The organism is Microbacterium sp. BR1, assembly GCF_002812725.1.
In the GTDB taxonomy this organism is placed as follows: Bacteria; Actinomycetota; Actinomycetes; order Actinomycetales; family Microbacteriaceae; genus Microbacterium.
The window spans coordinates 243,301-269,973 of the sequence record NZ_NMUN01000002.1 but is presented as its reverse complement, the minus strand read 5'-3'; the positions used below and the strand labels follow the sequence as shown (position 1 = coordinate 269,973).

Annotated in this window: 25 protein-coding genes and 1 pseudogene; 6 read left to right on the top strand and 20 right to left on the bottom strand. The window is 69.3% G+C overall.

Annotated features, from left to right (window positions below; genetic code table 11):
• Nucleotide 1: 1 nt before the first annotated feature.
• The 9 genes and pseudogenes from CGU35_RS01950 to coaA form a co-directional block, all read right to left on the bottom strand.
• Complete coding sequence (locus tag CGU35_RS01950) at nucleotides 2-529, bottom strand: hypothetical protein (protein ID WP_100809950.1); 528 nt, start codon at nucleotides 527-529, stop codon at nucleotides 2-4.
• Nucleotides 526-1,638, bottom strand: coding sequence for a tRNA (adenosine(37)-N6)-threonylcarbamoyltransferase complex transferase subunit TsaD (gene tsaD, locus CGU35_RS01945; RefSeq protein WP_442923024.1), 1,113 nt, complete (start codon nucleotides 1,636-1,638; stop codon nucleotides 526-528). Before tsaD ends, CGU35_RS01950 begins: the two co-directional genes overlap by 4 nt.
• The gene (gene rimI, locus CGU35_RS01940) at nucleotides 1,629-2,255 is read right to left on the bottom strand and encodes a ribosomal protein S18-alanine N-acetyltransferase (RefSeq protein WP_100809949.1); all 627 of its coding nucleotides are present in this window, start codon (nucleotides 2,253-2,255) and stop codon (nucleotides 1,629-1,631) included. The genes tsaD and rimI overlap by 10 nt, the downstream gene beginning before the upstream one ends.
• Nucleotides 2,252-2,902: a tRNA (adenosine(37)-N6)-threonylcarbamoyltransferase complex dimerization subunit type 1 TsaB gene (tsaB, locus tag CGU35_RS01935; protein WP_100809948.1), complete on the bottom strand. Its 651-nt coding sequence runs from the start codon at nucleotides 2,900-2,902 to the stop codon at nucleotides 2,252-2,254. Before tsaB ends, rimI begins: the two co-directional genes overlap by 4 nt.
• A gap of 436 nt (nucleotides 2,903-3,338) precedes the next feature.
• Nucleotides 3,339-3,842, bottom strand: a complete 504-nt coding sequence (tsaE, locus tag CGU35_RS01930) for a tRNA (adenosine(37)-N6)-threonylcarbamoyltransferase complex ATPase subunit type 1 TsaE (RefSeq protein WP_232711107.1) — start codon at nucleotides 3,840-3,842, stop codon at nucleotides 3,339-3,341.
• Nucleotides 3,839-4,963 (bottom strand): alanine racemase, encoded by a 1,125-nt coding sequence (gene alr / locus CGU35_RS01925; protein WP_181003496.1) that lies wholly within the window; start codon nucleotides 4,961-4,963, stop codon nucleotides 3,839-3,841. Before alr ends, tsaE begins: the two co-directional genes overlap by 4 nt.
• A 110-nt stretch (nucleotides 4,964-5,073) precedes the next feature.
• Nucleotides 5,074-5,427: pseudogene (locus CGU35_RS01920) on the bottom strand (holo-ACP synthase); the annotation flags it as partial.
• Nucleotides 5,428-5,561: 134 nt separating this feature from the next.
• Complete coding sequence (glmS, locus tag CGU35_RS01915) at nucleotides 5,562-7,412, bottom strand: glutamine--fructose-6-phosphate transaminase (isomerizing) (RefSeq protein ID WP_100809946.1); 1,851 nt, start codon at nucleotides 7,410-7,412, stop codon at nucleotides 5,562-5,564.
• Between the two features lie 166 nt (nucleotides 7,413-7,578).
• Nucleotides 7,579-8,529 carry a type I pantothenate kinase gene (coaA, locus tag CGU35_RS01910; RefSeq protein ID WP_100810086.1) on the bottom strand — a complete coding sequence of 317 codons (951 nt, stop codon included), beginning with the start codon at nucleotides 8,527-8,529 and terminating at the stop codon, nucleotides 7,579-7,581.
• 71 nt (nucleotides 8,530-8,600) lie between these two features.
• Between coaA and CGU35_RS01905 the strand changes: the two genes are divergently transcribed.
• Nucleotides 8,601-9,533, top strand: a complete 933-nt coding sequence (locus CGU35_RS01905; RefSeq protein ID WP_100809945.1) for a Ppx/GppA phosphatase family protein — start codon at nucleotides 8,601-8,603, stop codon at nucleotides 9,531-9,533.
• A gap of 264 nt (nucleotides 9,534-9,797) precedes the next feature.
• Nucleotides 9,798-10,886, top strand: coding sequence for a hypothetical protein (locus CGU35_RS01900; protein WP_100809944.1), 1,089 nt, complete (start codon nucleotides 9,798-9,800; stop codon nucleotides 10,884-10,886).
• A gap of 61 nt (nucleotides 10,887-10,947) precedes the next feature.
• Here CGU35_RS01900 and glmM read toward each other — a convergent pair whose 3' ends face one another.
• The 8 genes from glmM to CGU35_RS01860 form a co-directional block, all read right to left on the bottom strand.
• Entirely contained in the window at nucleotides 10,948-12,306 is a 1,359-nt protein-coding gene (gene glmM / locus CGU35_RS01895) for a phosphoglucosamine mutase (RefSeq protein WP_100809943.1), read from the bottom strand.
• An 18-nt stretch (nucleotides 12,307-12,324) separates the two neighbouring features.
• Nucleotides 12,325-12,828 carry a 30S ribosomal protein S9 gene (rpsI, locus tag CGU35_RS01890; RefSeq protein ID WP_100809942.1) on the bottom strand — a complete coding sequence of 168 codons (504 nt, stop codon included), beginning with the start codon at nucleotides 12,826-12,828 and terminating at the stop codon, nucleotides 12,325-12,327.
• Between the two features lie 29 nt (nucleotides 12,829-12,857).
• Nucleotides 12,858-13,304: a 50S ribosomal protein L13 gene (gene rplM, locus CGU35_RS01885; RefSeq protein WP_100809941.1), complete on the bottom strand. Its 447-nt coding sequence runs from the start codon at nucleotides 13,302-13,304 to the stop codon at nucleotides 12,858-12,860.
• Between the two features lie 287 nt (nucleotides 13,305-13,591).
• Nucleotides 13,592-14,335, bottom strand: coding sequence for a helix-turn-helix domain-containing protein (locus tag CGU35_RS01880; RefSeq protein ID WP_100809940.1), 744 nt, complete (start codon nucleotides 14,333-14,335; stop codon nucleotides 13,592-13,594).
• Between the two features lie 167 nt (nucleotides 14,336-14,502).
• Nucleotides 14,503-15,621, bottom strand: a complete 1,119-nt coding sequence (locus tag CGU35_RS01875; RefSeq protein WP_100809939.1) for an ABC transporter substrate-binding protein — start codon at nucleotides 15,619-15,621, stop codon at nucleotides 14,503-14,505.
• Nucleotides 15,614-17,380, bottom strand: a complete 1,767-nt coding sequence (locus CGU35_RS01870; RefSeq protein ID WP_100809938.1) for an ABC transporter permease — start codon at nucleotides 17,378-17,380, stop codon at nucleotides 15,614-15,616. The genes CGU35_RS01875 and CGU35_RS01870 overlap by 8 nt, the downstream gene beginning before the upstream one ends.
• Complete coding sequence (locus CGU35_RS01865; protein WP_181003495.1) at nucleotides 17,377-18,549, bottom strand: ABC transporter ATP-binding protein; 1,173 nt, start codon at nucleotides 18,547-18,549, stop codon at nucleotides 17,377-17,379. Before CGU35_RS01865 ends, CGU35_RS01870 begins: the two co-directional genes overlap by 4 nt.
• Before the next feature lie 215 nt (nucleotides 18,550-18,764).
• Nucleotides 18,765-20,045, bottom strand: a complete 1,281-nt coding sequence (locus tag CGU35_RS01860) for an acyl-CoA dehydrogenase family protein (protein ID WP_100809936.1) — start codon at nucleotides 20,043-20,045, stop codon at nucleotides 18,765-18,767.
• A 211-nt stretch (nucleotides 20,046-20,256) separates the two neighbouring features.
• On the opposite strand from CGU35_RS01860, the gene CGU35_RS01855 reads away from it, so the two are divergent.
• The gene (locus tag CGU35_RS01855; protein WP_100809935.1) at nucleotides 20,257-20,781 is read left to right on the top strand and encodes a flavin reductase family protein; all 525 of its coding nucleotides are present in this window, start codon (nucleotides 20,257-20,259) and stop codon (nucleotides 20,779-20,781) included.
• 28 nt (nucleotides 20,782-20,809) lie between these two features.
• On the opposite strand, the gene CGU35_RS01850 is transcribed toward CGU35_RS01855, so the two are convergent.
• From CGU35_RS01850 to CGU35_RS01840, 3 genes are all read right to left on the bottom strand, one after another.
• Entirely contained in the window at nucleotides 20,810-21,556 is a 747-nt protein-coding gene (locus tag CGU35_RS01850; RefSeq protein WP_100809934.1) for a dihydrofolate reductase family protein, read from the bottom strand.
• Nucleotides 21,557-21,599: 43 nt separating this feature from the next.
• Nucleotides 21,600-22,577 carry a dihydropteroate synthase gene (gene folP / locus CGU35_RS01845; RefSeq protein WP_100809933.1) on the bottom strand — a complete coding sequence of 326 codons (978 nt, stop codon included), beginning with the start codon at nucleotides 22,575-22,577 and terminating at the stop codon, nucleotides 21,600-21,602.
• 66 nt (nucleotides 22,578-22,643) lie between these two features.
• On the bottom strand, nucleotides 22,644-24,293 hold the full coding sequence (locus CGU35_RS01840; RefSeq protein ID WP_198519493.1) for a thiamine pyrophosphate-binding protein: 1,650 nt from the start codon (nucleotides 24,291-24,293) through the stop codon (nucleotides 22,644-22,646).
• Between the two features lie 87 nt (nucleotides 24,294-24,380).
• Here CGU35_RS01840 and CGU35_RS01835 point away from each other — a divergent pair, with 87 nt between their 5' ends.
• The 3 genes from CGU35_RS01835 to CGU35_RS01825 are packed head-to-tail and all read left to right on the top strand — an operon-like array spanning nucleotide 24,381 to nucleotide 26,642.
• Nucleotides 24,381-25,310 (top strand): LysR family transcriptional regulator, encoded by a 930-nt coding sequence (locus CGU35_RS01835; protein WP_181003494.1) that lies wholly within the window; start codon nucleotides 24,381-24,383, stop codon nucleotides 25,308-25,310.
• 57 nt (nucleotides 25,311-25,367) lie between these two features.
• Nucleotides 25,368-25,952 (top strand): nitroreductase family protein, encoded by a 585-nt coding sequence (locus CGU35_RS01830; RefSeq protein ID WP_100809930.1) that lies wholly within the window; start codon nucleotides 25,368-25,370, stop codon nucleotides 25,950-25,952.
• Between the two features lie 57 nt (nucleotides 25,953-26,009).
• Nucleotides 26,010-26,642, top strand: a complete 633-nt coding sequence (locus CGU35_RS01825) for a helix-turn-helix domain-containing protein (protein ID WP_198519492.1) — start codon at nucleotides 26,010-26,012, stop codon at nucleotides 26,640-26,642.
• Nucleotides 26,643-26,673 lie beyond the last annotated feature (31 nt).

Here is a 26,673-nt window from a genome sequence, read left to right as displayed (position 1 = left end):
GTCAGAACAGAGGTCCCCGGCTCACGGCGACGGCGATCCAGAGCGCGCTGTAGAGGACCGACAGGATGCCGAGGGCCAACGCCCACCCGGCCGCCTGGCGTCGGCTGTCCGGGCGGCGCAGCGCCGCGATCGCCGTGACGATCGCGATGATGCCGACCGGAAAACCCCAGCCGACGACGAGCGAGACCACGAGGCCGACGATCGCGACCGCGAGGGCCCACCCGGCGAGGGCCGGAGGCTGACGGGGCGCGGGCGGAGCCCACGCGAGTTCGGGCGGTGCATCGGCCTCGGCAGCGGGCGCGTCGGGGCGAGCCTGCTCGGCATCGGTGCCGGACGGGGCCGCCCCTCCGGACCCGGGCGCGGCGACGGAAGGCTCTTGTGCAGCGGCGAGCACCGATGAGGGGACGACAGGAGGCACGGGCGGGGCCCCGGGCGCGGTCTGCGGCACCGGCGGCGGCACGGGCCGAGCCGCCTGCGTGGAACGGCGCGTGGGCGCGGGGGCCGCGGCATCCGTCGGTTCTTCGCTCATACGGGCACCCCCTCTGCCGCGCGCGGTTCGGACCCACTGTCACGCGCCGCGACCTGGATCTGGGTGACGGGCAGCGTCGAATCGGCACCGAACTCGAGCGTCGACGGGGCGCGTCCCGAAACGATCAGCTCCGCGGCGAGGGCGGCGATCATGGCGCCGTTGTCGGTGCAGAGCGACAGAGGGGGGATGCGAACGGCCACGCCCGCCTCCTCGCCGCGAGCCAGCGCGACCTCGCGTAGGCGGCGATTGGCGATCACGCCTCCGCCGAGCAGGAGGCGCGGCACGTCGTACTGCGCGCAGGCGTCGAGGGCCTTCGTGACCAGCACGTCGATGACGGCCTCGCGGAAGGAGGCCGCGACATCCGCGATCGGCACGTCTTCACCCGCGGCTTCACGCTGCTCGGTCCACCGGGCGACGGCGGTCTTGAGACCCGAGAACGAGAAGTCGTAGCGGTGCTTCTCACGGTCGGAGGCGCGCGAGAGCCCGCGCGGGAACGCGATGGCCCGCGCATCGCCGGATGCCGCGGCCCGATCGATCTCGGGACCGCCCGGGTAGGGCAGCCCGAGCAAGCGGGCAACCTTGTCGAAGGCCTCGCCCGCGGCATCGTCGATGGTCTCGCCGAGCAGCTCGACATCGCTCGTCAGGTCGCGGACGAGAAGCAGCGAGGTGTGCCCGCCCGACACGAGCAGGGCGACGGTCGGGTATTCGAGGGGCGGAGCGTTCGCATCGAGCAGGTCCGCCGCGATGTGGCCGACGAGGTGGTTGACGGCGTACAGCGGCTTGTCGAGAGCGATCGCGAGCGCTTTCGCGGCGCCGACGCCGACCATGAGCGCGCCCGCGAGCCCCGGACCGCTCGTGACCGCGACGGCGTCGAGGTCTTCGAGCCGGATGCCCGCCTCCGCGACAGCGGCGTCGAGCGCGGGTCCGAGCGCCTCGAGGTGCGCTCGCGCGGCGACTTCGGGCACGACCCCGCCGAACCGGGCGTGCTCGTCCATGCTGCTGGCGATCGTGTTGCTCAACAGCGTGCGGCCGCGCACGATGCCGATTCCGGTCTCGTCGCAGCTCGTCTCGATGCCGAGCACCAGCGGTTGGCGAGTGTTCACGTGCACGCTCCCGCCTCGGATGCAGCCGGCTCAGTTGCGGGGTTCGACTCTGCTCCGGGGTTCGGCTCCGCCGCGGGGTTCTGCTCTGCCGCGGGGTTCGGTTCTGCCGCGGGGTTCGGTTCTGCCGCGGGGTTCGGTTCTGCCGCGGGATTCGGTTCTGCCCGCGCGGCGAGCCAGCCGCGCAAGTCGAGGCGCATGACGATCGCATCCACCCCATCGGGTTGGTAGTAGTTCGGGCGGCGGGCGATCTCGGCGAAGCCCTCCGACACGTACAGCGCCTGCGCGACGGGGTTGTCGGCACGCACCTCGAGGAACACCTCGCGCGCACCCCGATCCCCCGCCTCGGTAAGCAGCGACCGCAGCAGGCCTCGCCCCCGACCCCGGCCCCGGGCACTCTCGGCGAGCGCGATGGTCTGGATGTCGGCATCCGTCCCCCCGTGGACGGCACGAATGCCGCCGTAGCCGATAAGCCGCCCCGCCTCTTCGAGCACGAGGTAGCGTCCGTGGGGCGAGCGGAGCTCTTCGCGCATCATCGCGTCCGACCACGCATCGGTCGGGAACGAGGCACGCTCGAGCGCCATGATCGCGTCCAGGTCTTCGGGAGTCGCCGTCCGGAGTGTCATACGCCCACCCGCTTGGGCGCGTGACCCAGCGTGACGTCGGGCGAGCGAAGGTAGAGAGGCTCGACGGATGCGCCGTCGCCGGCGATTCCGGCAGCGAGCATCCGTCCCGCCAGACGACCGAGTGCTCCTGCGGAGATCGACGTGACATCGACGCGCCGGATGGGGTTCGCGGGCAGGGCGAGCGAGAGCAGGCGCGCGTCGAGGTCGTCGCGCGGGGCGAGTGCGGGGTAGGTGGTCCGGACGGGAAGCTTTTCGACCAACCCCGCATACACCGTGAAGGCGAACTCGCGGCGGCGAGCGTCGGTGACGATCGCGATCGGACCGGACGCATCCGCCTCGAACGCTGAGAGCGCCGCGGCGTCGTGGCTCGCGACCGCGACGAGCGGCACGGCCCGGGCCAAGGCGAAGGTCCGTGCGGCGGCGATGCCGATGCGCAGGCCGGTGAAGGGTCCGGGACCCATCCCCGCGGCGACATGAGTGATGTCGCGCGGGGCGACGGATGCCTCGGTCAAGGCCCCTTCGAGCAGCGTGCCGATGATCTCGGCATGGCCGAGCGCATTGGGGCTCGAGGCTTCGCCGAGCGTGATCCCGTCGAGGTCGACGACCGCGACGGCAGAGCCGAGGGAGGTGTCGATGGCGAGGATCACGCCCTCCAGGTTAGTCGGGGTTTCTCGTGCCCTCAGCTCCCCGCCACCCGGGGCGTGAGAAGCCCGTTGGGGCGCTGCAGCCGCGCTCGGCGCTGGCGCTTCGTCCATCCGGGGCGTCAGAATCACGTTGGGGCCTGGGGTCCCGCGCCCCAACGGGGTTCCAGCGCCCCACGGCTGTCCAGATGCCCGCCTCGCCACCGTCGGGCGCCCGGGGCGCCAGAATCACGTCGGGGCGTGGGGTCCCGCGCCCCAACGGGGTTCCAGCGCCCCACGGCTGTCCAGATGCCCGCCTCGCCACCGTCGGGCGCCCGGGGTGCCAGAATCACGCTGGGGCGTGGGGTCCCGCGCCCCAACGGGGTTCCAGCGCCCCACGGCGTGCCGGGGGTACCCCGCGTCCACGGTCGTGTGCCCGGGGAGGCGAAACACCGCGACGAAACTATGGGCGGCGCGAGATCGTCACGACGCGCGGGGCATCGTCGTCCAGGGCTTCGGTCGAACGCGACAGATCGCCGCACATCGTGTCGGCCCCCCGCCCGCCGACCGGGCGCTCGATCTCGAGCTCCCACCATTGCTCCCGCAGACCCTCGGCCATACCTCGACCCCACTCGACCACGACCACCGAGCCGTCCGCGTCGATGTCGAGGTCGTCGAGCTCGAGCGCCGAGCCCAGGCGATAAGCATCGGCGTGCACGAGCGGCGGGCCGTCGACGAGGGACGGATGCGTGCGCGCGATCACGAACGTCGGGCTCTGGATCGGCCCCCGCACGCCGAGTCCCTCCGCGATCCCGCGGGTCAGGGTCGTCTTCCCTGCGCCGAGCGGGCCCGTCAGAACGAGCAGATCCCCGGCGACGAGGCCCGCACCGAGCCGGCGCCCGAGCTGTTCCATGTCGTCGGCCGTCACGATGTCGTGGCGGCCCAGCAGGTCGTCCGGAACGCTCACGACGACACCTGCCGACGCGGCACCCGCGGCCCGATCCGCGTGACGATCTCGTAGTTGATGGTGCCCGCGGCATCCGCCCAGTCGTCCGCGGAGGGGACGCCGAGCGTCGGGTCGCCGAACAGCACGACCTCGTCGCCGACGGCTACCGGGGTGTCGCCCGCGTCCACCACGAACTGGTCCATCGCGACGCGCCCCGCGACGTTGAGGCGTGCCCGACCGATCGTCACCGGGCCGCGACCGGATGCCGCGCGCGGCACGCCGTCCGCATACCCGAGCGGCACGAGGGCGAGGGTGGTGGGCCCGCCCGTGCGGTAGTCGTAGCCGTACGACACGCCCTGCCCGGCCGAGACGCGCCGCACCGCCGCGACCGCCCCGCGCAGCGTCATGGCGGGGCGCAGGCCGAGCTCTGCCGACGACCGTCCCGCGAACGGTGAGAGGCCGTAGAGGCCGATACCGATGCGCACGCAGTTCAGGCGAGCCTCGGGCAGGTCGATCGCGGCGTGGGTCGCGGCGATGTGCCGCAGCGACGGGTTCAGGCCGAGGCCTGCGGCCGCGACGACACCGGACTCGAACGCGGCGAGCGCCGCGAGATCGTCCTCGCGGGTCGCGTTCGACAGGTGGCTGAACAGCCCCACGACCCGCAGCTTGCCGATCCGCTCCAGGCGTGCGGCCTCGGCGAAGACGACGTTCCAGTCCCCCGGCGCGATGCCATTGCGCGACAGGCCCGTCTCGAGCTTCAGGTGCACGCCGACCGGCCGGTCGACGGATGCCGCGGCCGCTGCCTGCAGCAGCTGGTCGAAACTCGAGATGCCGAGCTCGATCCCCACGGCGGCGGCCTCCACGAACGACGCGCCGGGCGCGTGCAGCCAGGCCACGATCGGGGCCATGATGCCCGCACGGCGCAGAGCGAGCGCCTCCGAGACATCGGCAACACCGAGGCGCGTCGCGCCGCCCTCGAGGGCCGCTACGGCCGAGCGCGCGGCGCCGTGCCCGTACCCGTCCGCCTTGACGACCGCGATGACCTCGGCACCGGTCAGGCGACGCAGGTGCCGCGTGTTCGCCGTGATCGCGCCGACATCGATGAGGGCCTCGCGCATGACCCCGGCGGGCAACTGGGTCATCGGGTCTCCTCGGGTCCGGCGGGAGCGGCGGGAGTGGCGGGAGCGGCGGGAGCGGTGGGTGCGGTGGGTGCGGGCCGCACAGGGCGCACGACCGCAACGGCGGATGCCGATGCATCCGATTCCGCGACGACATACGCGGTCGCGAGCCCGGCGTCGTGCGACATCGACAGGTGGACGGCGGTGATACCGCGAGACGCGACGACGTCGGCCGTGGAACCACCGAGGGTGAACCAGGGGCGTCCGGATGCCTCGGGGGTGACCTCGATCTCGGTCCAGTGCACGCCGTCCGAACCGCCGAGGGCCTTGATCAGCGCCTCTTTCGCGGCGTAGCGCGCAGCGAGCGAACGGGGCGGCAGCATCCGCTCTCCCGGTGAGAACAAACGCTCGAGCAGGCGTGGCGTGCGCTCGAGGGTTCGCTCGAAACGGGGGATGTCGACGATGTCCACACCGATCCCGACGATCACGCGTGGGCTCCGATCTTCACCTCGCCACCCTATCCCCGCTGGCTTTCGAGCCGCTCCCCGGCACTTCTCGTCGTCCGCCGACGCCCCGCGCGGCATCTACTCCCGGGCGAGCCCACCCCGGCCACCCCGGGGGGCTACTCGACGGTGACGGACTTCGCGAGGTTGCGGGGCTGATCGACGTCCAGGCCCTTCGCCGTCGCGAGTCCCATCGCGAAGATGTGCAGGGGAACGACGGCGAGCAGCGGCTCGAACAGGGGGGCGGCGAGCGGAATGCGCAGCACCTCGTCGGCGAAGGGCAGCACGGCGGCATCCCCCTCTTCCGCGATCGCGATGACGCGTGCGCCGCGAGCCCGGATCTCCTGGATGTTCGAGACGACCTTCGCGTGCAACAGCGCGGATTCGCGCGGCGACGGCACGATCACGAACACGGGCTGGCCGGGTTCGATCAGCGCGATCGGCCCGTGCTTGAGCTCGCCCGCGGCGAAGCCCTCGGCGTGGATGTACGCCAGCTCCTTGAGCTTGAGCGCACCCTCGAGAGCGATCGGATAACCGACGTGGCGCCCGAGGAACAGCACCGACCGGGTGTCGGCCATCCAGTGCGCGAGCTGCTCGATGCGGGGCTGCTCGCGCTCGAGGATCTGCGCGATCTTCTCGGGCACGGCCTCCAGCTCGACCACCTGCTGCGCCGCCTCGGTCGCACTCATCGCACCGCGCACGCGGCCCACGTGCAGGGCGAGCAGGTAGAGCGCGGTGATCTGGGCGACGAAGGCCTTGGTGGATGCCACGGCCACTTCGGGTCCCGCGTGCGTGTAGACGATCGCATCCGACTCGCGCGGGATCGTCGCGCCCTGCGTGTTGCAGATCGAGAGCGTCTTGGCGCCGCGTTCGCGGGCGTACTTGACGGCCATGAGGGTGTCCATCGTCTCGCCCGACTGGCTGATCGAGACGACGAGCGTGCTGGCGTCGATCACCGGGTCGCGATAGCGGAATTCGTGGGCGAGTTCGACATCCACGGGGATGCGTGCCCACTGCTCGAGCGCGTACTTGCCCACCAGACCGGCATAGGCGGCCGTGCCGCAGGCGATCACGACGATGCGCGAGATGCCCGCGAAGAGTTCGTCCAGCCCATCGAGTTCCGGGATGACGACCTGACCGTCGCGGGTTCGCCCGAGCAGCGTCTTCGCGACGGCCTCGGGCTCTTCCGAGACCTCCTTGGCCATGAACGACGACCAACCGCCCTTTTCGGCGGCCGACGCATCCCACATCACCTCGAACGGCTCGACCTCGACCGGCGATCCGAAGAAGTCGGTCACCGTGACGCCGCCGGGTGTGATCGCGACGATCTGGTCCTGTCCGATCGCGAGCGCGCGGCGCGTGTGCTCGACGAACGCCGCGACGTCGGAGCCGAGGAAGTTCTCGCCTTCACCCAGTCCGATCACGAGCGGTGAGTTGCGGCGAGCGCCGACGACCAGATCCGGGTGCTCCTCGTGCACGGCGAGCAGCGTGAACGCACCGTCGAGGCGGCTGACGGTGGCGCGGAACGCCGTCGCGAGGTCCTCGCTCTTCCGGTACTCGCGGCCGAGCAGCACCGCGGCGACCTCGGTGTCGGTCTCGCTCTGGAAGGTATATCCCTCGTCGAGCAGCTCGGCCTTCAGCTCCGAGAAGTTCTCGATGATGCCGTTGTGGATGACGGCGAGGCGGTCGTCGTCGGCAAGGTGCGGGTGCGCGTTGACGTCGGTCGGGCCCCCGTGCGTCGCCCAGCGGGTGTGTCCGATGCCCGTCGTCCCTGTGGGGAGCGGGTCCGCGGCGAGGTTCTCGGCGAGCACGCTCAGCTTGCCTGCGCGCTTGCGCATCCCGAGTTCGCCGGAACCGTCGATCACGGCGATGCCCGCCGAGTCGTAGCCGCGGTACTCGAGTCGGGCGAGCCCGGCGAGAAGGATGGCCTGGCTCGGCCTCGGGCCGACGTATCCGACGATTCCACACATGAGGGACATCCTAAGTCGCCGCGGCTGTGCAGCAGGTGAGCCGGTCACTCTGCGGGGAGCGCCCCACGCTCAGAGTCGGGGCGCCCAATCCCCGTTGGGGCGTGGCATGCCGCGCCCCAACGGGGATTGGACGCCCCAAGACAGCGGGGATGGCTACGCGACGCGGCTACAGCTTGCGCAGGAACACGCGATCAACCGCGTGCTCGGGCCCCTTCTGCAGGATCAGTGTCGCTCGATGCCGCGTGGGCATGACGTTCTCGACCAGGTTGGGCATGTTGATCTCGTCCCAGTACTTCATCGCCGTCTGGACGGCCTCCTCGTCACTGAGGTGGGCGAACACGTTGAAGTACGACGTGGGATTCGCGAACGCTCCGCGTCGGAGCGCCAGGAATCGTTCGACGAACCACCGGGCGATGTGCTCGGGATCGGCGTCGACGTAGACGGCGAAGTCGAACAGCTCACTGACCGCGACGTCGTTCGGCAGCGCCGGGGGCTGAAGAACGTTGAGGCCCTCGACGATCACGACGTCGGGGCGTCGGACGACGACGCTCGCGTCCGGAACGATGTCGTAGCGCATGTGCGAATAGAAGGGCGCTCGAACCTCGGGCGCCCCGCTCTTCACCTCGGTCAGAAAGCGGATCAGTGCGCGGCGGTCGTAGGACTCCGGAAACCCCTTGCGGCTCATGAGCCCGCGCCGCTCGAGTTCGGCGTTGGGAAAGAGGAACCCGTCGGTCGTGACGAGTTCGACGCGCGGCGTGCCCGGCCAGCGGCTCATCAGTTCGCGCAACAGACGCGCGATCGTCGATTTGCCCACGGCGACCGAGCCCGCGACGGCGACGACGAACGGCGTGGTCGTGTCGGGTTCGCCGAGGAACCCGCTCGTGTCGGCACCGAGACGTTTCGTCGCATTCGCGTACAGGCTCAGCAGGCGGCTGAGCGGGAGGTAGACCTCACGAACCTCGTCCACATCGAGACGGTCACCGAGGCCACGCAGCTGCACGATCTCCGTCTCGGAGAGCGGTTGCGCCATCCCGGCCGCCGTTCGCGCCCACTCGGCGCGCTCGATCTCACGGTAGGGCGTCAGCAATGACGTGGTCGCGATCTCCTCGGCGGGCACCGTTCGATGGTATCGCGCGGGGTCTGGCCATTGCGCGACGAGGGGCACTCCGGCCGCGCTACGCTTCACCGGTGCGCCTGGGAGTCCTCGATATCGGATCGAATACCGTCCATCTGCTGGTTGCCGATGCGCGACCGGGCGGCCGTCCGCTGGGCACGACCAGCCACCGCACGGTATTGCGCCTGATGCGGTACTTGGCGCCGGACGGATCCATCACGGAAGAAGGCATCCGCGCGCTCGAGACCGCCGTATCCGAGGCACGCGACCGCGCCACCGCCGAGGCCGTCGATGAGTTGTTGGCAACCGCGACGTCGGCCGTCCGTGAGGCGACGAACGGCGCCGTGGTCATCGAACGCATCGAGGCGGCTCTGGGACAGCCGCTGCAGGTGCTCGGCGGGGAGACCGAGGCGCGGTTCACGTTCCTCGCGGTGCGCCGGTGGTTCGGGTGGTCTGCCGGGCGCATTCTGCTCTTCGATATCGGAGGGGGTTCGCTCGAGCTGGCATCGGGTTCGGAGGAGCTGCCCGAGACCGCGGCATCCGTCCCCCTCGGAGCGGGGCGGATGACCGTGGGCTTCCTGCCCGACGACCCGCCCGGCGAGGCCGCGACCGATCGCCTGCGCGCCCACGCCGCCGAGGTGCTCGCGCCCGTCGCCCGCGAATTCAGAGCACAGCCCAAGCCGGACCACGTCGTCGGGTCGTCGAAGGCGATCCGCTCGCTCGCGAAACTCGCGGGGTACCCGATGCCCGGGTGGTCGGGAATCGAGCGGATGGTGCTGCCCCGCGCCGCCCTCGCGTCCTGGATTCCTCGGCTCGCACGGCTGCCCGCGAGCGCACGGCAGGAGCTGCCGGGGATCACCGCCGACCGAACGATGCAGATCGTCGCGGGTGCGGTCGTGCTGCACGAGGCCATGACAGCGTTGCGTGTCGAAGAGCTCGAGGTGAGCCCCTGGGCCCTTCGAGAGGGAGTCCTGCTGCGGTATATCGAGTCGCTGACCTGGGGCTGAGTCACGAATCCAATACCGTGCGGCGTGCGGATTATCGGCGCGAGTGCCGCTAGTATCGGCCTCGGCGGGGGGACGCCATTCCCGCCAGCGCTTTCGGAGGTACACACGTTGTCAATCAACGACCGCCGCGATACCTCCGATCCGCCCCGCGCTTCGTGGCTGTCTCGCGGGCGTGCACCCGCGGGTGTGCCCACGGACAGCGAAACCCGTGCGCACCGCGAAAAGGCCCGATCGGCGGCAGATCGACACGCGGATACCCGCACGATGCTCGTCACGATCGCGGTACTCGGCGGTGCGGTGGCCCTCGCCGCTACGGCACAGGCCATCATCGTCCTCGGAGTCCCCGACGAGTTGGTCGGGGAACCCGTTCCGCTCAGCTGGGATCTGGGACGACGCATCTTCATCAACCTCTTGACCGTGATCACCACGCTCCTGATCGTCAGCCAGCTTCGCATCGAGACGCGGCGCCCGGTGACCGCGGCGGCCCTCGTGCTCACCGCCGGGGTGGGAGTGGCTGCACTGCGCGCGGTCATGCAGATCACGGTCGGCATCTACTCGCAGCACGATGTACTGCCAGCTCTCGCGGACGCCGCCGTATCGGGAGTCATGATCAGCCTGATCATCGCGTTCGCGGCGTATGTGACCCGCTCGCAGCAGCGGATCCGCTGGGCCGAACGCACATCGCATCTGTCGGCCGCGCAGAGTTCCCAAGCTCTCGTGACGTTGCTTCGGACACAGGCGCGGACACGACACCAGCTCGCATCGGACAATCACGACACGCTGAAAGAGCGCTTCGGGCATGTGATGGACGAGATCGCGGAGATCATCGGCGATGCGGACGGCCTCATCAAGCTGCGCATGCAATCCGTGCAACGTGAACTCGCCGACGTAGCCATCGCGGGGCAACAGGGGTTGGCCATGTTCAGCTATCCGGAGGCGCTCGATCATGGCCTGGTGCCCGCCGTTCGCGCCTTCATCACGGTCGTCCCGAACCCCATCGCGGTCCGACTCCGCGTCAGCGACCCGGGAGAGGTACATGCGGCAACGGGCGCCGGTTCCGTGCAGATCGAGCGGCGTGCCGTGCTGTTCCACACGGTCGTCGAAGCAACGCTCAATGCCCTCGAGTTCTGTCGCGCTCAACGGATCGATGTCGAGATCGGCGTAACGGCGGGGATGGTCCGCGTCTCGGTTGCCGACGACGCAGCGGGAGACGGCAGCCATCGCGAGGCCCCGGGACTCGACAACCTGCGGCGACAGGTGAGCGGAATCGGCGGCAGACTCGAGTCCGAACTCACACCGGCGGGTGGGTGCCGCGTGATCGCGTTCGCTCCGCGGATACCCGCCTTCGCCTGAACCGCCTCCGCCGCGACGTCGGACGGCAGGCGCGGTGCGCGAACGATGACCCGCGCACTCCCTAGAGGGCGAGTGCCTCGCGCACCACGTCGGCGAGCTCGTCGGCGTGGCGGCGGGCCGTCTGCTCGTCGGCGGCCTCGACCATCACGCGAACGAGCGGCTCGGTGCCCGACGGACGCAGCAGAACGCGACCGGTGTCGCCGAGTGCAGCGGATGCTGCGGCCACTGCGGCCACGACGACCGGGTCGCTGTTGGCACGCGACCGGTCCACGTCCCGCACGTTGACGAGGACCTGCGGAAAGACCGTCATGATCGACGCCAGCTCCGCCAGCGACTTGCCCGTGCGCGCCATCTCGGCAACCAGGTGCAGCCCGGTCAGCAGGCCGTCGCCCGTCGTCGCGTAGTCGCTCATGATCAGATGCCCGGACTGCTCGCCGCCGAGCGAGTAGCGGCCGCGCGTCATCTCTTCGAGAACGTAGCGGTCGCCAACGGCGGTCTGCAGCACGCGGATGCCTCGCTCGGACATCGCGCGGTGCAGGCCGAGGTTGCTCATGACCGTCGCAACGAGCGTGTCATCGTGCAGGCGTCCGCGTTCGTGGAGTGATGCCGCGAGGATCGCCATGATGCGGTCACCGTCGACGATCCGGCCCGAGGCATCCACCGCGAGGCAGCGATCCGCGTCACCGTCGTGGGCGATCCCGACATCCGCGCCGTGTTCGAGAACGGCCGCGGCGAGCACATCGAGGTGCGTCGAGCCGACACCGTCGTTGATGTTCAGCCCGTCGGGGTCGGCGCCGATCACGACGAGTTCGGCTCCCGCATCCCGGAAGGTCTCGGGCGAGACCCCGGATGCGGCTCCGTGGGCGCAGTCGAGAACGACCTTCACTCCCTCGAGCCGCTGCGGCAGAGACGCCAGGAGGTGCATGACATAGCGGTCCTCGGCATCCGAGAATCGCGCGATGCGCCCGACCTCCGCGCCCGTGGGCTGGAGCTTGGGTCCCGACATCGCTCGCTCGATGCGCTCTTCGACCGCGTCGGGTAGCTTCATCCCGCCGCGGGCGAAGATCTTGATGCCGTTGTCGGGAGCGGGATTGTGCGAGGCCGAGACCATCACACCGAAGTCGGCGTCGCGGTCGGCAACGAGGAAGGCGAGCGCCGGGGTCGGCAGGACGCCGGCCTCGAGCACATCGACCCCCGACGAGGCGAGCCCCGCCGCGACCGCGGCCGTGAGGAACTCCCCGGACACCCGCGGGTCGCGCGCGACGACGGCTGTGAGCCGGCGTCCCTGCGCACGCCGGGCCTCGGCCGTGCGACCTTGCCCGAGGACGACGGCCGTCGCCTGGGCAAGCGAAAGAGCGAGGTCGGCGGTCAGGGTCCCGTTGGCGAGACCCCGAACGCCGTCCGTGCCAAACAGTGGCATCGGAGCGCTGACCGCTGGTTAGCGCTTCGAGTACTGAGGCGCCTTGCGGGCCTTCTTGAGACCGGCCTTCTTGCGCTCCTTGACGCGAGCGTCACGCGAGAGGAAGCCGGCCTTCTTGAGGGTGGCGCGGTTGTTCTCGACGTCGATCTCGTTGAGCGAACGCGCGATGCCGAGGCGCAGGGCGCCGGCCTGACCCGAGGGTCCACCACCCGAGATGCGGGCGATGACGTCGTAGGCGTCGGTGAGGTTGAGGACCGTGAACGGGTCGGTGACGAGCTGCTGGTGCAGCTTGTTCGGGAAGTAGTCCTCGAACGAGCGGCCGTTGACCGTGATCGTGCCCGAGCCGGGGACGATGCGCACGCGGGCGATGGCCTGCTTGCGACGACCCACGGCTGCGCCGGGAACGGTCAGGACGGGACGCTCTGCCGCGACGGCTGCTGCCGCCTGGTCAGCGGGCGTCTCGGTCGAGTAGCTCTGGGGGGCCTCGTCAATCGAGGAAGTGGAGTCGGAGATGTTCGCCACGAGTATGTCCTTTGAGATGAGTGCGGCGCTTACTGGGCGACCTGGTCGAGGGTGTACGTCTTGGGCTGCTGGGCAGCGTGGGGGTGCTCGGCACCCCGGTAGACCTTGAGCTTGCCCAACTGCTGGCGACCGATGCTGTTCTTGGGAAGCATCCCGCGAATGGCCTTTTCGACGGCGCGTTCGGGGTTCTTGTCCATGAGCTCGCCATAGGTGACGGACTTGAGTCCGCCCGGGTAGCCGGAGTGGCGGTAGGCCTTCTTCTTCTCGAGCTTCTGACCCGTCAGCGCGACCTTGTCGGCGTTGACGATGATCACGAAGTCGCCGGTGTCCATGTGGTTGGCGAAGGTGGGCTTGTGCTTGCCGCGCAGAAGCGCTGCAGCGTGGCTCGCGAGGCGGCCCAGAACGACGTCGGTCGCGTCGATGATGAGCCACTCGCGCTGGATCTCGCCAGCCTTGGGGGTGTACGTGCGCGTCACAGTAGTGCTGCTTTCTTGATCGAACGGAGATGTTCGTGAATCCCGCTCCGGGGTGTTGACTCCGGATGGATGTCCGGGCAACGAGCCAGTGGAGGGCTCACGTTCGCGGTGCCGGGCCAGCAGGGCACAGGCACCAAGGGATCAGCTTAGCGCAGGCGGGCCCGCGAGCCAAACAGTGGGGCGAGGGCATCGCGGGGCGGACGCCTGACCGAACCCGACGTGCGCGTCCGGCGTGCGGAACACGCGCCCCGGTGGCGCGCAGACGACACCCGAGGGTCGGCGGCTCGTCAGTAGTCGCTCCGGCGGAAGTCGCCGACGGCGCCGCCTCCCCCGCTCCCTGCGGTTCCGAGTGACATGCCGATCAGCTGGGCCGTGTGGATCAGGCGTTCGGCGGCACTCTCTGCGTCGAAGTCGACGACGGAGACCAGAGCGACGACGAGGGCAGCACCCGAGAGGGCGGAATTCGGCACGACCGCCGCGACGGCGTAGCGCACGGGTGCGACCGAGCCGCGCGCGATCGCGTAGCCCTGGCGACGCGCCTCGACGATCGCGTCGGAATCGTCCTCTGCGGGCGGGGCGGACGCCTGGAGGGCGATGCGGGTCGCCAGCGGCCCATCAGGATGCCGGAAGCCGGGCGGGGTGAAGACGTGCTCGGCGTTCGTGCTGGGGGTCACGGACAGCACCGTGGTGAGCACGTCACCCTCGGCGGAGACGAGGGTCGAGGTGACGCCGACGTCGTTGGCGAGCTCGGCGAGGAGCTGCTCGAGGCCCGCCGGGAACTGCACGGAGTAGGCCCGCGCCAACTGGATCGTGCCGATCCCGAGCCGATAGCGCTTCTGGTCGTCACGGCGCACCAGCCTCGCCCGGATGAGCGCCTCGAGGATCCGATACAGCGGCGCGCGCTGGGTGTTGAGGTGACGCGTGAGGACGGTGATACCCAGGCCGTCCGGATTCTCGGCGAGGAGCTGCAGAAGCATCGCCGCCCGAGCCACCGTGGTGGAGTACTGCGGGCCCGCATTCGTATCGGTCAATCGGGTTCCCTTCGCCAGGTGATCGTTGCCAGGGACCGGCGATCTTCCGGCGTTTCGGGCGCCTGCCCGGGCCCCGGTCAGAATATCGCAGAGATGAGCCACGGAAGGTGGGCGCGGATCTTCCCCGGGCCAGCCGTTGCGGGCCCGAGGAAGATCCGGCCGTGGACTCAGCCGCCGAAGAAGGCGATGACCTCCTTGACGTACGGGCCGTAGGCCGTGATGGCCTCCTCGTCAGGCAGCGCGTGCAGCAGATCGATGTCCTCGAGCGGGGGCAGACCGCCGGGGCCCGGCATGCCGGGCATCGTCGGGTACCAGCCGGAATCGGCGAGAACCGTCTGTCCCTCGTCGCTCGTTAGCCAGTTCATCCACAGCGCGCCGGCATTGGGGTGAGGAGCGTTTTCGATCAGGCAGTTGCCGCTCTTCGTCCACATGTTGCCGCCACCCTCGGTGAACGGGAAGACGAACTCGATCGGCGCGCCCTGGGCGGCCGTCTCGACGAAGTACGGATAGTAGGCGAGGGCGCCGATCGGGTACGTGCCCTGGGCGACCTCCTGCAACACGAGTGCATCCCGGGCCACGAGCGTGACGTTGTCCTTGATGCCCTCCTTGATGCCCGCATACTTCTCAGCGTTCTCCTCCGGCGTCTGCATCATCGCGAACGTGAAGGCGGCGGCGCCCCCGGCCGCGGGACTGACCATGACGACCTTTCCCTCCCACTCGGGCGAGATCAGCTCTTCCCAACTCTGGGGCGCATCCTCCGCATCCATCATGTCCGTGTTGATCACGAGCCCGAAGACCGAGACATACGGGAACATGGCCGCGTTGTTCGGGCCCATCCACTCTTTCGGCACATCCATGATGGTGTCCATTTCCTGGCACCATCCATCGACCGCCATGGAGACGATCGGAGTCCGGCCGTCGGAGGCGACATCCGCCACATAGTTCTCGGTCTGCTTCTCCTGCTCGAGCTTCGCGATCCGCTCAGCCGTCTGCAGCTGCTGGTAGTTCACCTCGATGCCCGGGAAGCGCTGTTGGAAGGCGTCAATGAGGGCGCGCGCGGGCGGCGGTCCGTATGCAATGACCTGGTTCTCTCCCGCGTCCACTGCCGCCTGGTAGAGGGCTTCGAACTCGGCCTCCTGCTCGGCGCTGCCCAGGGCCCCACCGTATCCACCGTCGCCACCCGAAGCACCCGGGTCTGCGGGATCTGCTCCAGACGAACAGCTCCCGAGCAGGGCGAGGGGGACGACGAGCGCGGTTGCTACGAGCCACCTTTGGCGTTTAGACATACGCGACACTTCCTTTCGTTATGAGTGCTCTCTCGATGCGGGTGAGTCGAGCACGCTTGAGCAGGCGGGCTCCTCCCGAGACCACCACCCACGCAACCGCACCGACCGCGGCAACGGAGAGCATGAGCAGCAGGAACAGTGCAGCCGCCTCGGACGCGTAGCCCTGTCGATACGAGTCGTATGCCTGGACGGCGACGGTCTGCATGGACGGCGAGGACAGCAGGACGGGGAGGCTGAGGTTGCCGGAGATACCGATGCCGGCGATGAACCAGCCCGCGAGGAAGCTCGGCAGCACGAGGGGCAGGACCACCGTGAAGAAGGTGACGACCTTCGACGCCCCCGAAATCCGGGCCGACTCCTCGAGCTCGGTCGCGATCTGCAGCACCCCGCCCTCGATGGCGCGCGTCGCGATCGGCGTGACCACGACGATGAATCCGAGCAGCAGCATGAACGGCGTGCCGATCATGTTCCGCAGGCCCGGGATCGGGAGGTACGCGGTGATGAGCGCAAGACCGACCAGGACCCCCGGGATGGCAACCGGTGCCCAGCTCACGAGCCCGGTGACGCCGCGCAGGAAGCGGCCGGAGCGCGCGGACAGGTGGCTCATGATGAGTGCGACGGAGGCTGCGACGAATCCGCCGATCGCCGCGAGGATCAGCGTGAAGACGATCAGCGAACCGGTCCCGGGGTCCCGCAGGAGCAGCTCGTAGTTGGCCGTCGTGAAGCCGAGCGACACGCCGAACATCGGCTGGAACGAGCCGAGGATCATCTGCACGAGCGGGATCAATCCCGCCCAGCACACCACCGCGATGAAGATCGCGAGAAAGAGCCACTGGATGCGGCCGTAGCTCTTGGGCTCGGGGCGGAAACCCTTGCCGGTGATCGTGGAGAAGCGGCGTCCGCCGAGGATTCGCGAGCGCACGAGCACGAGCAGGATCACGAGCGCCATCAGGATGAGCGACAGGGTGCTCGCACCCGCGTAGTTGGGCACCGCCTCCTGCGCCGTCAGCGTGGTGTACACCGCTGTCGAGAAGACGTTGATGTCGGCCTGGATGCCGAAGAGGAGTGGCAACTCGAACGCGCTGAACCCGTAGGACGTCATGAGCACGAAGACGCCGAACATCGTCGGGCGCAGGAGTGGCAGCGTTACCGTGAAGAACGCGTTGCCGCGTGTCGCGCCGCTCATTCGCGCGGCGTCGTCGAGGGCCGCGTCCATGCGCGCCATGGGGCCGACCATGAAGAGGTAGCCGACGGGGATGACGAAGCCGATCACGACGAAGAGCATGATGGGCCAGCCTGAACCGAGAGGCGATCCGGTTATCCCGAACCACTCTCGCAGCATGATGTTCACGGGAGCCGCGTTGCCGTTGACCACCAGGTACCAGCCGAGACCGTAGAAGAGGGAGGGGATGACGAGGATGACGGCCATGATGGGCGTCATCCACCGTCGCAGCGGCGTCGTCGTGCGAACGGCGACCCAGGCGAGAAAGGTGCCGATCGCGAGGGCCCCGATGCTGGATGCGGCCGAGAGGATGATCGAGTTCAGAGAGACGCGCCAGGTGCTCTCGCGCGAGAGCGTCTCGATGAAGGGAACGACGCTCCACTCCCCTTGGCCCGCGAGGTTGCCCACACGGAATGCGGCGATCGCCATCATGACCGGCGGCCACAGGAAGAGGATGAACAGGATCGCGATCGCGACCCCGAGCAGCACCTTGCCGAACAGCCGCTCGCCCCGCCACTCGGCGGGCAGACGCGTCATACGACCGCACCCGTGACGGCGACCGGCTCGGGCAAGGTCGTGGCGCTGCGCCGACCGGTCGGGATCACCGAGCACAGCTCCGCGTCGACCTCGACCCAGACGCGGGCGCCAGCTTCGCGGCGCAGCTTCTGGCGACGGTAGTCACGCTCCGATTCGGCGACGCGCAGCGACGCCCCACCGCTCTTGATGCGGAACTCGTTGCGCGAGCCGAGGAAGTCGACGCTCTCGATGACACCGGCCAATTCCAGCCGTGGCGCGCCGGGCTCGCATTCCGACACCACGACCGCGTTGGCCGATCGGAAGGCCACGACGACCTCGTCGCCGCGGGAGAGGGGGCCTGTCGTGGTGGACCGGGGCAGGGTGACATCGACCCCCGCCGCCTCCATCCGCAGGGTGACCTCGTCGGCGTAGACCGCCTCGACGCTTGCGGCGAGCAGGTTCTCGAATCCGACGAACTTGGCGACGAACTCGTTGGTGGGCTTGGCGAAGATCTCCGCGGGGGTACCCGACTGCTCCAGCAGACCGGACTGCATCACGATGATGCGATCGGAGAGATGCATCGCCTCCTCGAGATCATGCGTCACATACAGCGACGTGGTGCCGTTGGATCGGTGCAAGCGCAGGATCTCATCGCGGACCTGACGGCGAAGCGAGGGGTCGAGGTTGGACAGCGGCTCGTCGTACAGCATCAGCTCGGGGCGGCTCACGAGCGCACGTGCGAGTGCGACGCGCTGCTGCTGTCCACCCGAGAGCGATGTCGCGGGTCGCGTGGCGAAAGGACCGAGGCCGACGGTCTCGAGCACGTCCCGCGCCCGCTGCATCGCCTCCTTGCCACGGACCTTGTGGCGCTTGAGGGGATACAGGATCGTCTCGAGCACGGTCAGGTGCGGCCACAGCGCGTAGCTCTGGAACACCATGCCCGTCTCGCGCCGCTCGGGCTGCACATCGATCCGCTCGCCGCTGTCGTAAACGACGCGGTCACCGATCGCTATGTGCCCCGACGTGGGCGTCTCCAGGCCGGCGATACAGCGCAGGGTCGTGGTCTTTCCGCATCCGCTCTCTCCGAGCAGGGTGACGAATTCGCCGTCGGATGCGGCGAGATCAGCGCCGCGGATGGCCTGGTAGTCGCCGAATCGCTTATCGAGGGCGCGCACGGTGATTGAAGACAAGGGAAACTCCATCGTTTGCCAGGGTGACTCTCTGCGTCGAGAGCCTCGGTATCTAGTTGCACTGCTCTGTCGCGGTCCGTCAGCGCACTCGACCGCCACCAATCGAAAGTATCAATGGTGTCTGTCGCGTCTACTTCTGGTCTCGCGCAGGACACTTGTGCGTCCGCGTCGAGGGCGAGATCCGTGCGGCCGAAGACCCCCACGGACGTCTCCCGTCACGCTCGGTCCTGCGCCCCTTCCGCCTTCTTCCGATCGTGCTGAGGGTGCGGGCCCGGCACGTAGCCGATCTCGCGGATCTCGATCTCCGGCCCCGTGGGGCTGTCCTTCGACATGATGTACTGCCCGATCCGGTCATATGACGACTCGGCCATCAGGGCGTGGTTGGCCGCCGTGAACATGTCGCGGTGGATCCGTTCGATGCGACGACCACGGAACACCGCGGGTGCGCCGGCCTGCTGGAAGATCAGGTCCACCGCCGCGCGCGAGGTGTGGACGGCGTTGATGACCGCACCGTGCAGAAGGACACGCAGTTCATAGTCGATCGGCCACTGCTTCTCGGCGTTCTCGTACGCCTGACCCACCAGGTCCCATAGGTGCGCGCGCGCCGCCCGCACCATCGTGTCGGCCTTGCCGAGCGCGTACTGATGCATCGCCTCCTTGCCCAGACGCGCCTGGCGGTACGAACCGCGCTTCGCCGACACGTGGACGAGATTCACGAACTCCTCGATCGCCCCCTTCGCGAGCCCGAGGGCGTGCGCGCCGTGGGCCATGACATTGAACCAATAGCGGAACAGCGCACGATCGTACTTGCGCTCCCAGATGCCGGCCTCGTTGACCATCTCCGAGGGCACGAAGAGATCCTTGACCTCGAAGTCGCCACTCCCCGAGCCGCGCAGGCCATGGCCGTCCCAGGTGTCGTAGAGCGTCACTTCCGAGGCGGGGAACATCGCGACGATGAACCATGGCAGTCCGTCATGCGGGTGCGTGACGGGCTCGTCGTGCTCGTCGTAGAGCACCGAACGCCCCGAGAGCCAGGTGGCCTCGGGGGACCCGCTGCTGAAGGGCCACCGTCCGCTGATGCGGTAGCCACCCGGCACCCGCACTGCCTTGCCCGCAGCGCGGCCGACGTTCGAGGCCGTGATCCACTTGTCCTGCTCGAGGAGGTCGTGCATGACGCCCTCCTCGACGAAGGTCTGTCCGGAGTGCAGCATGCAGAGCCATCCGACCGAGCCGTTGACCCGCGAGATCTCCTCCACGGCATCGAGCCACTCGAGCGGGTGGGCCTCGATCCCACCCAGTTCATAAGGCAGGAACGCGCGGTAGATCCCGTTCTCGTACATAGCATCGGTGATCTCCTGCGGGACGCGACGCTCGTTCTCGATGACCTCCTCGGCGGCCAGAAGCATCGGCTCCATCGCGCGCGCGGCCTCGAGCAATGTGGGTCGATCGACGCCGGGTACCGGCGGGGCCTGCGGTGTATCGACGGTGATACTCATCGTTCGGTCCTCCCTGACCCGTGACGGGAATCCATCAGGGGTATTTTTATGACACGTACTGAACTTTCTTCGTACTTTCGGCCAGTGTTCCCCACCGAGCGCAACGTCGTCAAGGTTCCGTGCAGCGTATTTTTAAAGTACTGCTTGTTTACTCATTAGTACTTCTCGTATCGTGATGATCGTTCGCCAGAACTGAGAAGAGGTCTCGAAGATGAGCACTGCAACTCCGTCCCCGGTCGTCCGCCCCCTCGCGGCGATCGACACCCACCAGGACTCCCGCGGCTTTCGCGACGCGTTGGGTCGCTATCCCACCGGTGTCGCGCTCGTCGCCGCAGCGACGCCGGACGGCCCGGTCGGAATGGCCGTGAACTCGTTCACTTCCGTGTCGTTGTCGCCACCGCTGATCTCGTTCTGTGCGATGCTCACGAGCGCGTCATGGGCGGGCATCCGTCCCGGCCGACGGTTCGCCGTCTCGGTCCTTCGGCTCCACCACGAGGACGTCGCACGCCGCTTCTCGCAACGCGGAATCGACCGGTTCGCGGAATCGTCCTGGCTGACGAGCCCCTCGGGGCACCCGATCCTCGAGGACTGCCTCAGCTGGTTCGATGCCACGATCGAGACCGTGGCGGATGCCGGTGACCACGAACTCGTCATCGCCCGCGTGAACGCATGCTCACAGCCCAGTGAGGGCGAGCCCCTCGTGTTCTACAGCGGCCGGTACGCCAACCTGGCCTGACGCCGGGGCCGAATCCGCGGCGGCGCGGTCAGCGTGTCCGCGTGTACCTCAGATGCAGGTCTCCCGCGTCTCCCCGTAGAACGTGCTCCAGCGACATCCCACGCTCCGCGGGCGAACCGACAGCGATGCGCGGCCCCTGCCCCGCGACGAGCTGCGCGGCCAGCGTCAGGCACAGTTCGTCCAGCCCGTCCGCGGCGACGAGCGCACCGAGCAAGCTCGGGCCACCCTCGCACAGCACATCCCGATAGCCCGCGCGCTCGAGCCACGCACGCAACTCCGCCACGTCCACGTCCCGCTCGCCGCACGCCACCACCGTCGCGTACGGGGCCAGCGAGCGCGCCGCGTCGGCGGGAGCGTCGCGCGTCGTGATGACGACCGGCCGCACCGGCGACGCGTCAAGGGTCGCGGGATCGATGTCGAGGCTTCGCGACACGATCAGGAAGTCCGGATGCTCTGCCCGTCCGTGCGCGCCACGCCAGTCGCTCTGGGCTTGGTCGACCAGCGCCCCGGCATACCCCTCGGCGCGCACGGTGCCTGCCGCGACGAGCACGGCATCGGTCAGCCTGCGCAGGACGCCGAAGACCTCGCGATCCGATGCTGAAGACAGCGATCCGCTCAGCCCGTCGGGTCCGACCGCCGAGCCGTCGAGCGTCGAGACGAAATTCACGCGCACCCACGGCTGCGTGCGCTCCTGGGTGTCGGGCCGCGCATAGAGGCTCGCCAGGCCGTCGACGTCGAGCTCCGCACCCGCACCGCTCGCGAGTCGGATCGTCATATCGGGCACCTCCGTCCGTGCGAGCGCGCCCGCCCGGGTCTCATCAGTTCTGCCCGTTGTTGTGCCAGACGCGCAGCGGCTCCCGTGTTCCGAGAATGGCCTCGGTCATCCGGAGCGCGTCGACCGTCGCCCGAACATCGTGGGCGCGCACGAGGCGCGCTCCGGCCAGCACACACGAGACCGCGGCGGCGATGGAGCCCACCAAGCGGTCACCGCGTTCGCGCCCGAGCGTCTCGCCGACGAAGTCCTTGTTGGACAGCGCGACGAGCGTGGGATAGCCCAGCGCGACGACCTCGGGCAGGCGCCGGATCAGTTCGAGCGAGTGCATCGTGTTCTTGTTCAGGTCATGGCCGGGATCGACGACGATGCGGTCTTGACGGATACCCGCGGCGAGCGCCGTCTCGGTCAGTCCACTCAGCCGCGTGCACACGGCCGTCACGACGTCGTCGTAGTGCGGTCGGGGCGGCTCGGATCTGGGCGGGCCGAGACTGTGGGTCAGAACGACCGCCGCGCCGGTGCGCGCCACGACCCCGGGCATGTCCGGGTCCCAGAATCCGCTCGTGTCGTTGATGACCGAAGCGCCCGCCGCGATCGCCGCGTCGGCGACGACAGCTCGGGTGGTGTCGACCGATATGACCACGTCGGACGCCGCTGCCACGGCCTCGACGGTCGTGACGACGCGATCGAGCTCCTCTGCGACCGAAACGTCCGGGCCGCGCCCGAAAGGCACTCCCCCGATGTCGACCCAGTCGGCCCCGTCCGCGACCGCGCGCAGCGACGATTCCACGGCACGCTCGAGCGCGAAGTCCGCTCCTCGATCGTGGAACGAGTCGGGTGTACGGTTCACGATCGCCATGACGGCGACGCGGCGGGCGAAGTCGAAGTCGTGCCCCCCGATGCGCCGCACGCTGTCGTCGCGCAGGGGGATCGCCGGGTCGAGCCGTAGGAGTGGGTCACGTTCGGTCGTCGCAGGGATGCGGGCGGTTTCGACGATGTCTGTCCCCTCTCGGTAGCGAGTCATGCCTTGCCGACACGGGATCGGGGCGCACCGGACCAGGTTCCCACGGACGGGATGCCCTCGGCGGGCTCAGTGGTGCGGAGCATCGTCCTCCATGAGGGGCGTCGGGTAACCGGCGATCTTGGCGTCGATCACGAGCGGGCGATCTCGTGGCCCCGCCAGCCAGTCCTCGACGCCGCCGAGATCGCCGAGGCTCCGCACCGTGATCGCCTCGCATCCGAATCCGCGGGCGATGGCCGCGACATCCGTTTCCGGAAAGCGGACGACTCCGTGGCGATCCTGCTGCCCCGGGAACAGGTGCACCTCCGCGCCGTACGCGTCGTCGTTGTAGACGACGATCACCATGCCGAGACCCAGGCGCACGGCCGTGTCGAGCTCGACCAGGCTCATCATGAACGAGCCGTCGCCGGTGCCGAGGATCGGCAGGCGCTGCGGCTGGGCGACGCCCGCGCCGATCGCGCTCGCCAGCCCGAGGCCGATCGATTGGAAGCCGAGCGGGACGACGTAGCCCTTCTCATCCGGCACCCGGAGGAAGGCACCCGCGAAGAAGTTGACGTTTCCGCCGTCCGGCACGACGACACGCTCGAGGGGCAGCATCGCGTCGAGGACGTTCGTCAGCGCCTTCGCGCCGACCAGTCCGTCGTCGTCGGGCTCGTCGACGGGCTGATCCACCCAGTTGCGGGCGCCGCGGACCCGTTCGGCGACCTCGGGGGTGCGATATCCGGCGCGCGCGTCGCCGCGTGAGGCGAGTTCGGCCGTGACCGCCGAGGCGACCTGCGCGGTGTCTCCGAGGATGGCGAGCGACACGGGGCGGTGCAGCCCGAAGGCCTCGCGCCTGTCGTCGACCTGGATGACCACGGGCTGCGCCGCAAGCGTGCCGCGGTGCGTCGTCCATCCGTTCAGCGCCACCCCGAACCCGACGAGCAGGTCGGCCTCGCGGATGAGTTCTGCCGCTCCGGGCGTCGAGAAGCCGCCCATGACGTCGAGGGCCCATTCGTCGCCGACGAAGAGGCCTCGCCCGGCGGCGGACGTCGCCAGCAGGGCGCCGCTGTGCTCCGCGAGCGCGCGCAGCTCGGCCGAGGCGTGTCGGGCTCCGCGACCCCCGACGATCACCGGTCGCTCGGCGCTCGCGAGGGCGTCGGCGAGCCGGGCGATGCTCTCGTCCGAAGCACCCGCGGGAAGGACCTCGCCGCGCGGCGGCACGGTGACCTCGCCCTGCCAGGGCCGAGCCTGCAGATCGATGGGGAGGGAGAGGACGACGGTGACACGGTCACGCATCGCGCGGTCGTAGGCGGCGACGGCGTCGGCGACCGCGGTCTCGGCGGTGTGGATCCGCATCGCGACGGCTCCGAGCGCCTCGACGGCGCGGTCCTGATCGATCGCGAAGTTGGTGGACACGTCGCCGAGCGCTGTGTCTCCCGTCACGACGAGGATCGGGGTGTGGCACTTGGCCGCCTCGGCGATCCCCGTCATCGCGTTGGTGAGCCCGCACCCCTGGTGCACGCTCACGACCGCGAGCTCCCCGGTCAGGCGTGTGTAGGCGTCCGCCATGCAGGCCGCGCCCATCTCGTGCCGGGCGGCGACGAAGCGCGCCCCGCCCTCGATCATCGCGTTCGTGGCGACGAAGTTCCCGCTGCCGACGACGCCGAATATCTGCGCGACCCCAAGTTCACGTAGAGCCTGGCCCACGGCGTCGCCCACCGTCACCGTTCTACCCATACAGGCGCTCCCTTGCGCTCGATCCCTACCGCTTCACCGTAGGCACGCGGTGGAACATGAGTCCAATGCATTATGTTGATAGTCGACATGACGATGACGAATGATCTGGGTTCGGGCCGAGGGATGGACCTCAACCAGCTCCAGACCTTCGTGACCATCTACCGGCACCGCAGCATCACCGCGGCGGCGCAGGCGCTCAACCTCTCGCAGCCCGCCGTGAGTCACGCACTGAATCGTCTGCGGCGGCGTTTCGCCGATCCCCTGTTCGTCCGGAGCGGTTCGGGAGTCCGGCCGACCACCGTCGCGACCGCGCTGTTCGACGCGATCGCGCAGCCGTTGCAGCAGATCGCCCGGGAACTGGCCGGCGCCGTCGATTTCACCCCGGCGACGTCGACGCAGCGCTTTCGGATCGCCCTCACCGATCTCGGCGAGACCACGCTGCTGCCCGCCATCGTGCGCCTCTTCGCGATCGAAGCGCCCGGCGCCCGGCTCGACGTGCTGCCCCTGGACACCGAGAGGATCGGCGCCGCCCTGGCCGAGGGCGCGGTCGATGCGGCCGTGGCGAGCACGCACGTGCGCGGCGCGGGCCGTCACGAGACGCTCTTCACCGACCGATACGGATGCCTCGCCCCCGCGTCGCTCGCGGCGCCGGGCGGCCGCATCGAGGAAGAGGCGTTCCGTTCCATGCCGTGGGCGGCGGTCGCCGCCAACACCGGTCACACGATGATGGCCCGGGCGGCCGAGGCTGCGGGTATGGCGATCGCGCCGCGCGTCACCGTGCGGAGCTTCTCGGCGTTACCCACACTCGTGGCGGACCAGGGATTCCTTGCCGCCGTACCGTCGGATGCCTTCGCGCACACTCCCCCGCCGGCGGGCACGCAGGTGCTCGATCCCCCCTACCCGGCGCCGACCGCCGACGTCATGCTGCTCTCGGCGCGTCCGCAGACCCTGGGTCCCGCGCAGCGGTGGTTCCTCGACATCGTCCGCCGGGCCACGCGCCCCGTCCCGCCGGAATAGGGACGGCGCCGGGGCGGTTGGGCGAGGGGAACCGCCCGTTCGACCCTGAGGAGCCTCATGACCATCGCGCACGCGAACCCCGCCCAGACCGAAGCACCGATCCTCGATGTGCTGGCGGAGCGCTGGAGCACCCGCGTCTTCGACGCCGAGGCACCGCTGGACGAGGCTGCGATCCAGAGCGCGCTGGAAGCGGCCCGCTGGACTCCCTCGGCGAACAACACCCAGCCGTGGCGCTTCATCGTGGCGCGACGCGGCACGGCCGAGTTCCAGGCGGTGCACGACGCGCTGCGCGGTTTCAACCAGTCGTGGACCACCGCGGCATCCCTGCTCGTGGTCTTCGTCGCCGAGACCGAGACCGCCGATGGCACGCCGCTGCGCATGGCCGCGTACGACCTCGGCCAGGCGGCGGCGCACTTCACGGTCCAGGCGCACGCGAGCGGATTGCACACCCATCAGATGGGCGGGTTCGACGCCGACGCGATCTCGGCGAAGTTCTCACTGGAGTCGCGGTTCGCTCCCCTGACCGTGATGGCCGTGGGTGCCTTGGGCGACATCGCCGAGGCCACGGAGGAGCTCCGCGAGCGCGAACTCGCGCCGCGCACGCGTCACGCGGTCAAGGATCTGGTGCTCGCGGGCGTCTAGCGGTGCAGCGCCGGACCCGAACGGGACACGACCGGATCTGCCCTTAGGGTGTGAGGCATGGCAGCGACCCCCGGCGACGACACCGACGCGCGCATGACGCTCGAGCTCGGCCGCCGGATCAGCGTCCTGCGCAAGGAGCGCGGCCTGACACTCGTGGCGCTCGCCGCGCGAACCGATCTCTCACAGCCCTTCCTGAGCCAGATCGAGCGGGGACGCGCCCGCCCCAGCATGCCCTCCCTGCACCGTCTGGCATCCGCGCTCGGAACCACGACGCCCGCGCTCCTGTCGGGCGGCGAGCACGGCAACGGATCGGCGGCCGAGATCGACGAGGACGCCGTGAGCCTCGTGCGCGTCGACCAGGGATCGATGGTCACCCAGTCCAACGGCCAGGCGAAGTCGCTCGTCGTCGGCGAGCGCGCCATGTATCCCCTCGAGTTCGTGACCAGCGTCACCGAGTTCGAGGACTATTACCAGCACCCCGGCGCGGAGTTCATCTATGTCATATCGGGCCACCTCGAGGTCGACCTCGCCGAGAAGGGCATCCATCGCATCGGCCCCGGCGACACCCTGTACTTCGCGGGGAACGTGCGCCACCGCTGGCGCGTCGTAGGGCTCTGGCCCGCCCGCCTCCTGGTCACGCAGGCGGGGACGAACACCTCGAGCGAGAATATTGTCAGCGAGCATATATGACACTCGACCGACCTTCATCACACGGCAATTG

Excerpts from the sequence above, each read along its gene's own strand:
- CGU35_RS01950 (WP_100809950.1), bottom strand. The coding sequence starts at position 529 with ATGAGCGAAGAACCGACGGATGCCGCGGCCCCCGCGCCCACGCGCCGT.
- rimI (WP_100809949.1), bottom strand. The coding sequence starts at position 2,255 with ATGACACTCCGGACGGCGACTCCCGAAGACCTGGACGCGATCATGGCG.
- alr (WP_181003496.1), bottom strand. The coding sequence starts at position 4,963 with ATGACCCAGTTGCCCGCCGGGGTCATGCGCGAGGCCCTCATCGATGTC.
- glmS (WP_100809946.1), bottom strand. The coding sequence starts at position 7,412 with ATGTGTGGAATCGTCGGATACGTCGGCCCGAGGCCGAGCCAGGCCATC.
- CGU35_RS01900 (WP_100809944.1), top strand. The coding sequence starts at position 9,798 with ATGCTCGTCACGATCGCGGTACTCGGCGGTGCGGTGGCCCTCGCCGCT.
- glmM (WP_100809943.1), bottom strand. The coding sequence starts at position 12,306 with ATGCCACTGTTTGGCACGGACGGCGTTCGGGGTCTCGCCAACGGGACC.
- CGU35_RS01875 (WP_100809939.1), bottom strand. The coding sequence starts at position 15,621 with ATGTCTAAACGCCAAAGGTGGCTCGTAGCAACCGCGCTCGTCGTCCCC.
- CGU35_RS01870 (WP_100809938.1), bottom strand. The coding sequence starts at position 17,380 with ATGACGCGTCTGCCCGCCGAGTGGCGGGGCGAGCGGCTGTTCGGCAAG.
- CGU35_RS01860 (WP_100809936.1), bottom strand. The coding sequence starts at position 20,045 with ATGAGTATCACCGTCGATACACCGCAGGCCCCGCCGGTACCCGGCGTC.
- CGU35_RS01855 (WP_100809935.1), top strand. The coding sequence starts at position 20,257 with ATGAGCACTGCAACTCCGTCCCCGGTCGTCCGCCCCCTCGCGGCGATC.
- CGU35_RS01850 (WP_100809934.1), bottom strand. The coding sequence starts at position 21,556 with ATGACGATCCGACTCGCGAGCGGTGCGGGTGCGGAGCTCGACGTCGAC.
- folP (WP_100809933.1), bottom strand. The coding sequence starts at position 22,577 with ATGACTCGCTACCGAGAGGGGACAGACATCGTCGAAACCGCCCGCATC.
- CGU35_RS01840 (WP_198519493.1), bottom strand. The coding sequence starts at position 24,293 with ATGGGTAGAACGGTGACGGTGGGCGACGCCGTGGGCCAGGCTCTACGT.
- CGU35_RS01835 (WP_181003494.1), top strand. The coding sequence starts at position 24,381 with ATGACGATGACGAATGATCTGGGTTCGGGCCGAGGGATGGACCTCAAC.
- CGU35_RS01830 (WP_100809930.1), top strand. The coding sequence starts at position 25,368 with ATGACCATCGCGCACGCGAACCCCGCCCAGACCGAAGCACCGATCCTC.
- CGU35_RS01825 (WP_198519492.1), top strand. The coding sequence starts at position 26,010 with ATGGCAGCGACCCCCGGCGACGACACCGACGCGCGCATGACGCTCGAG.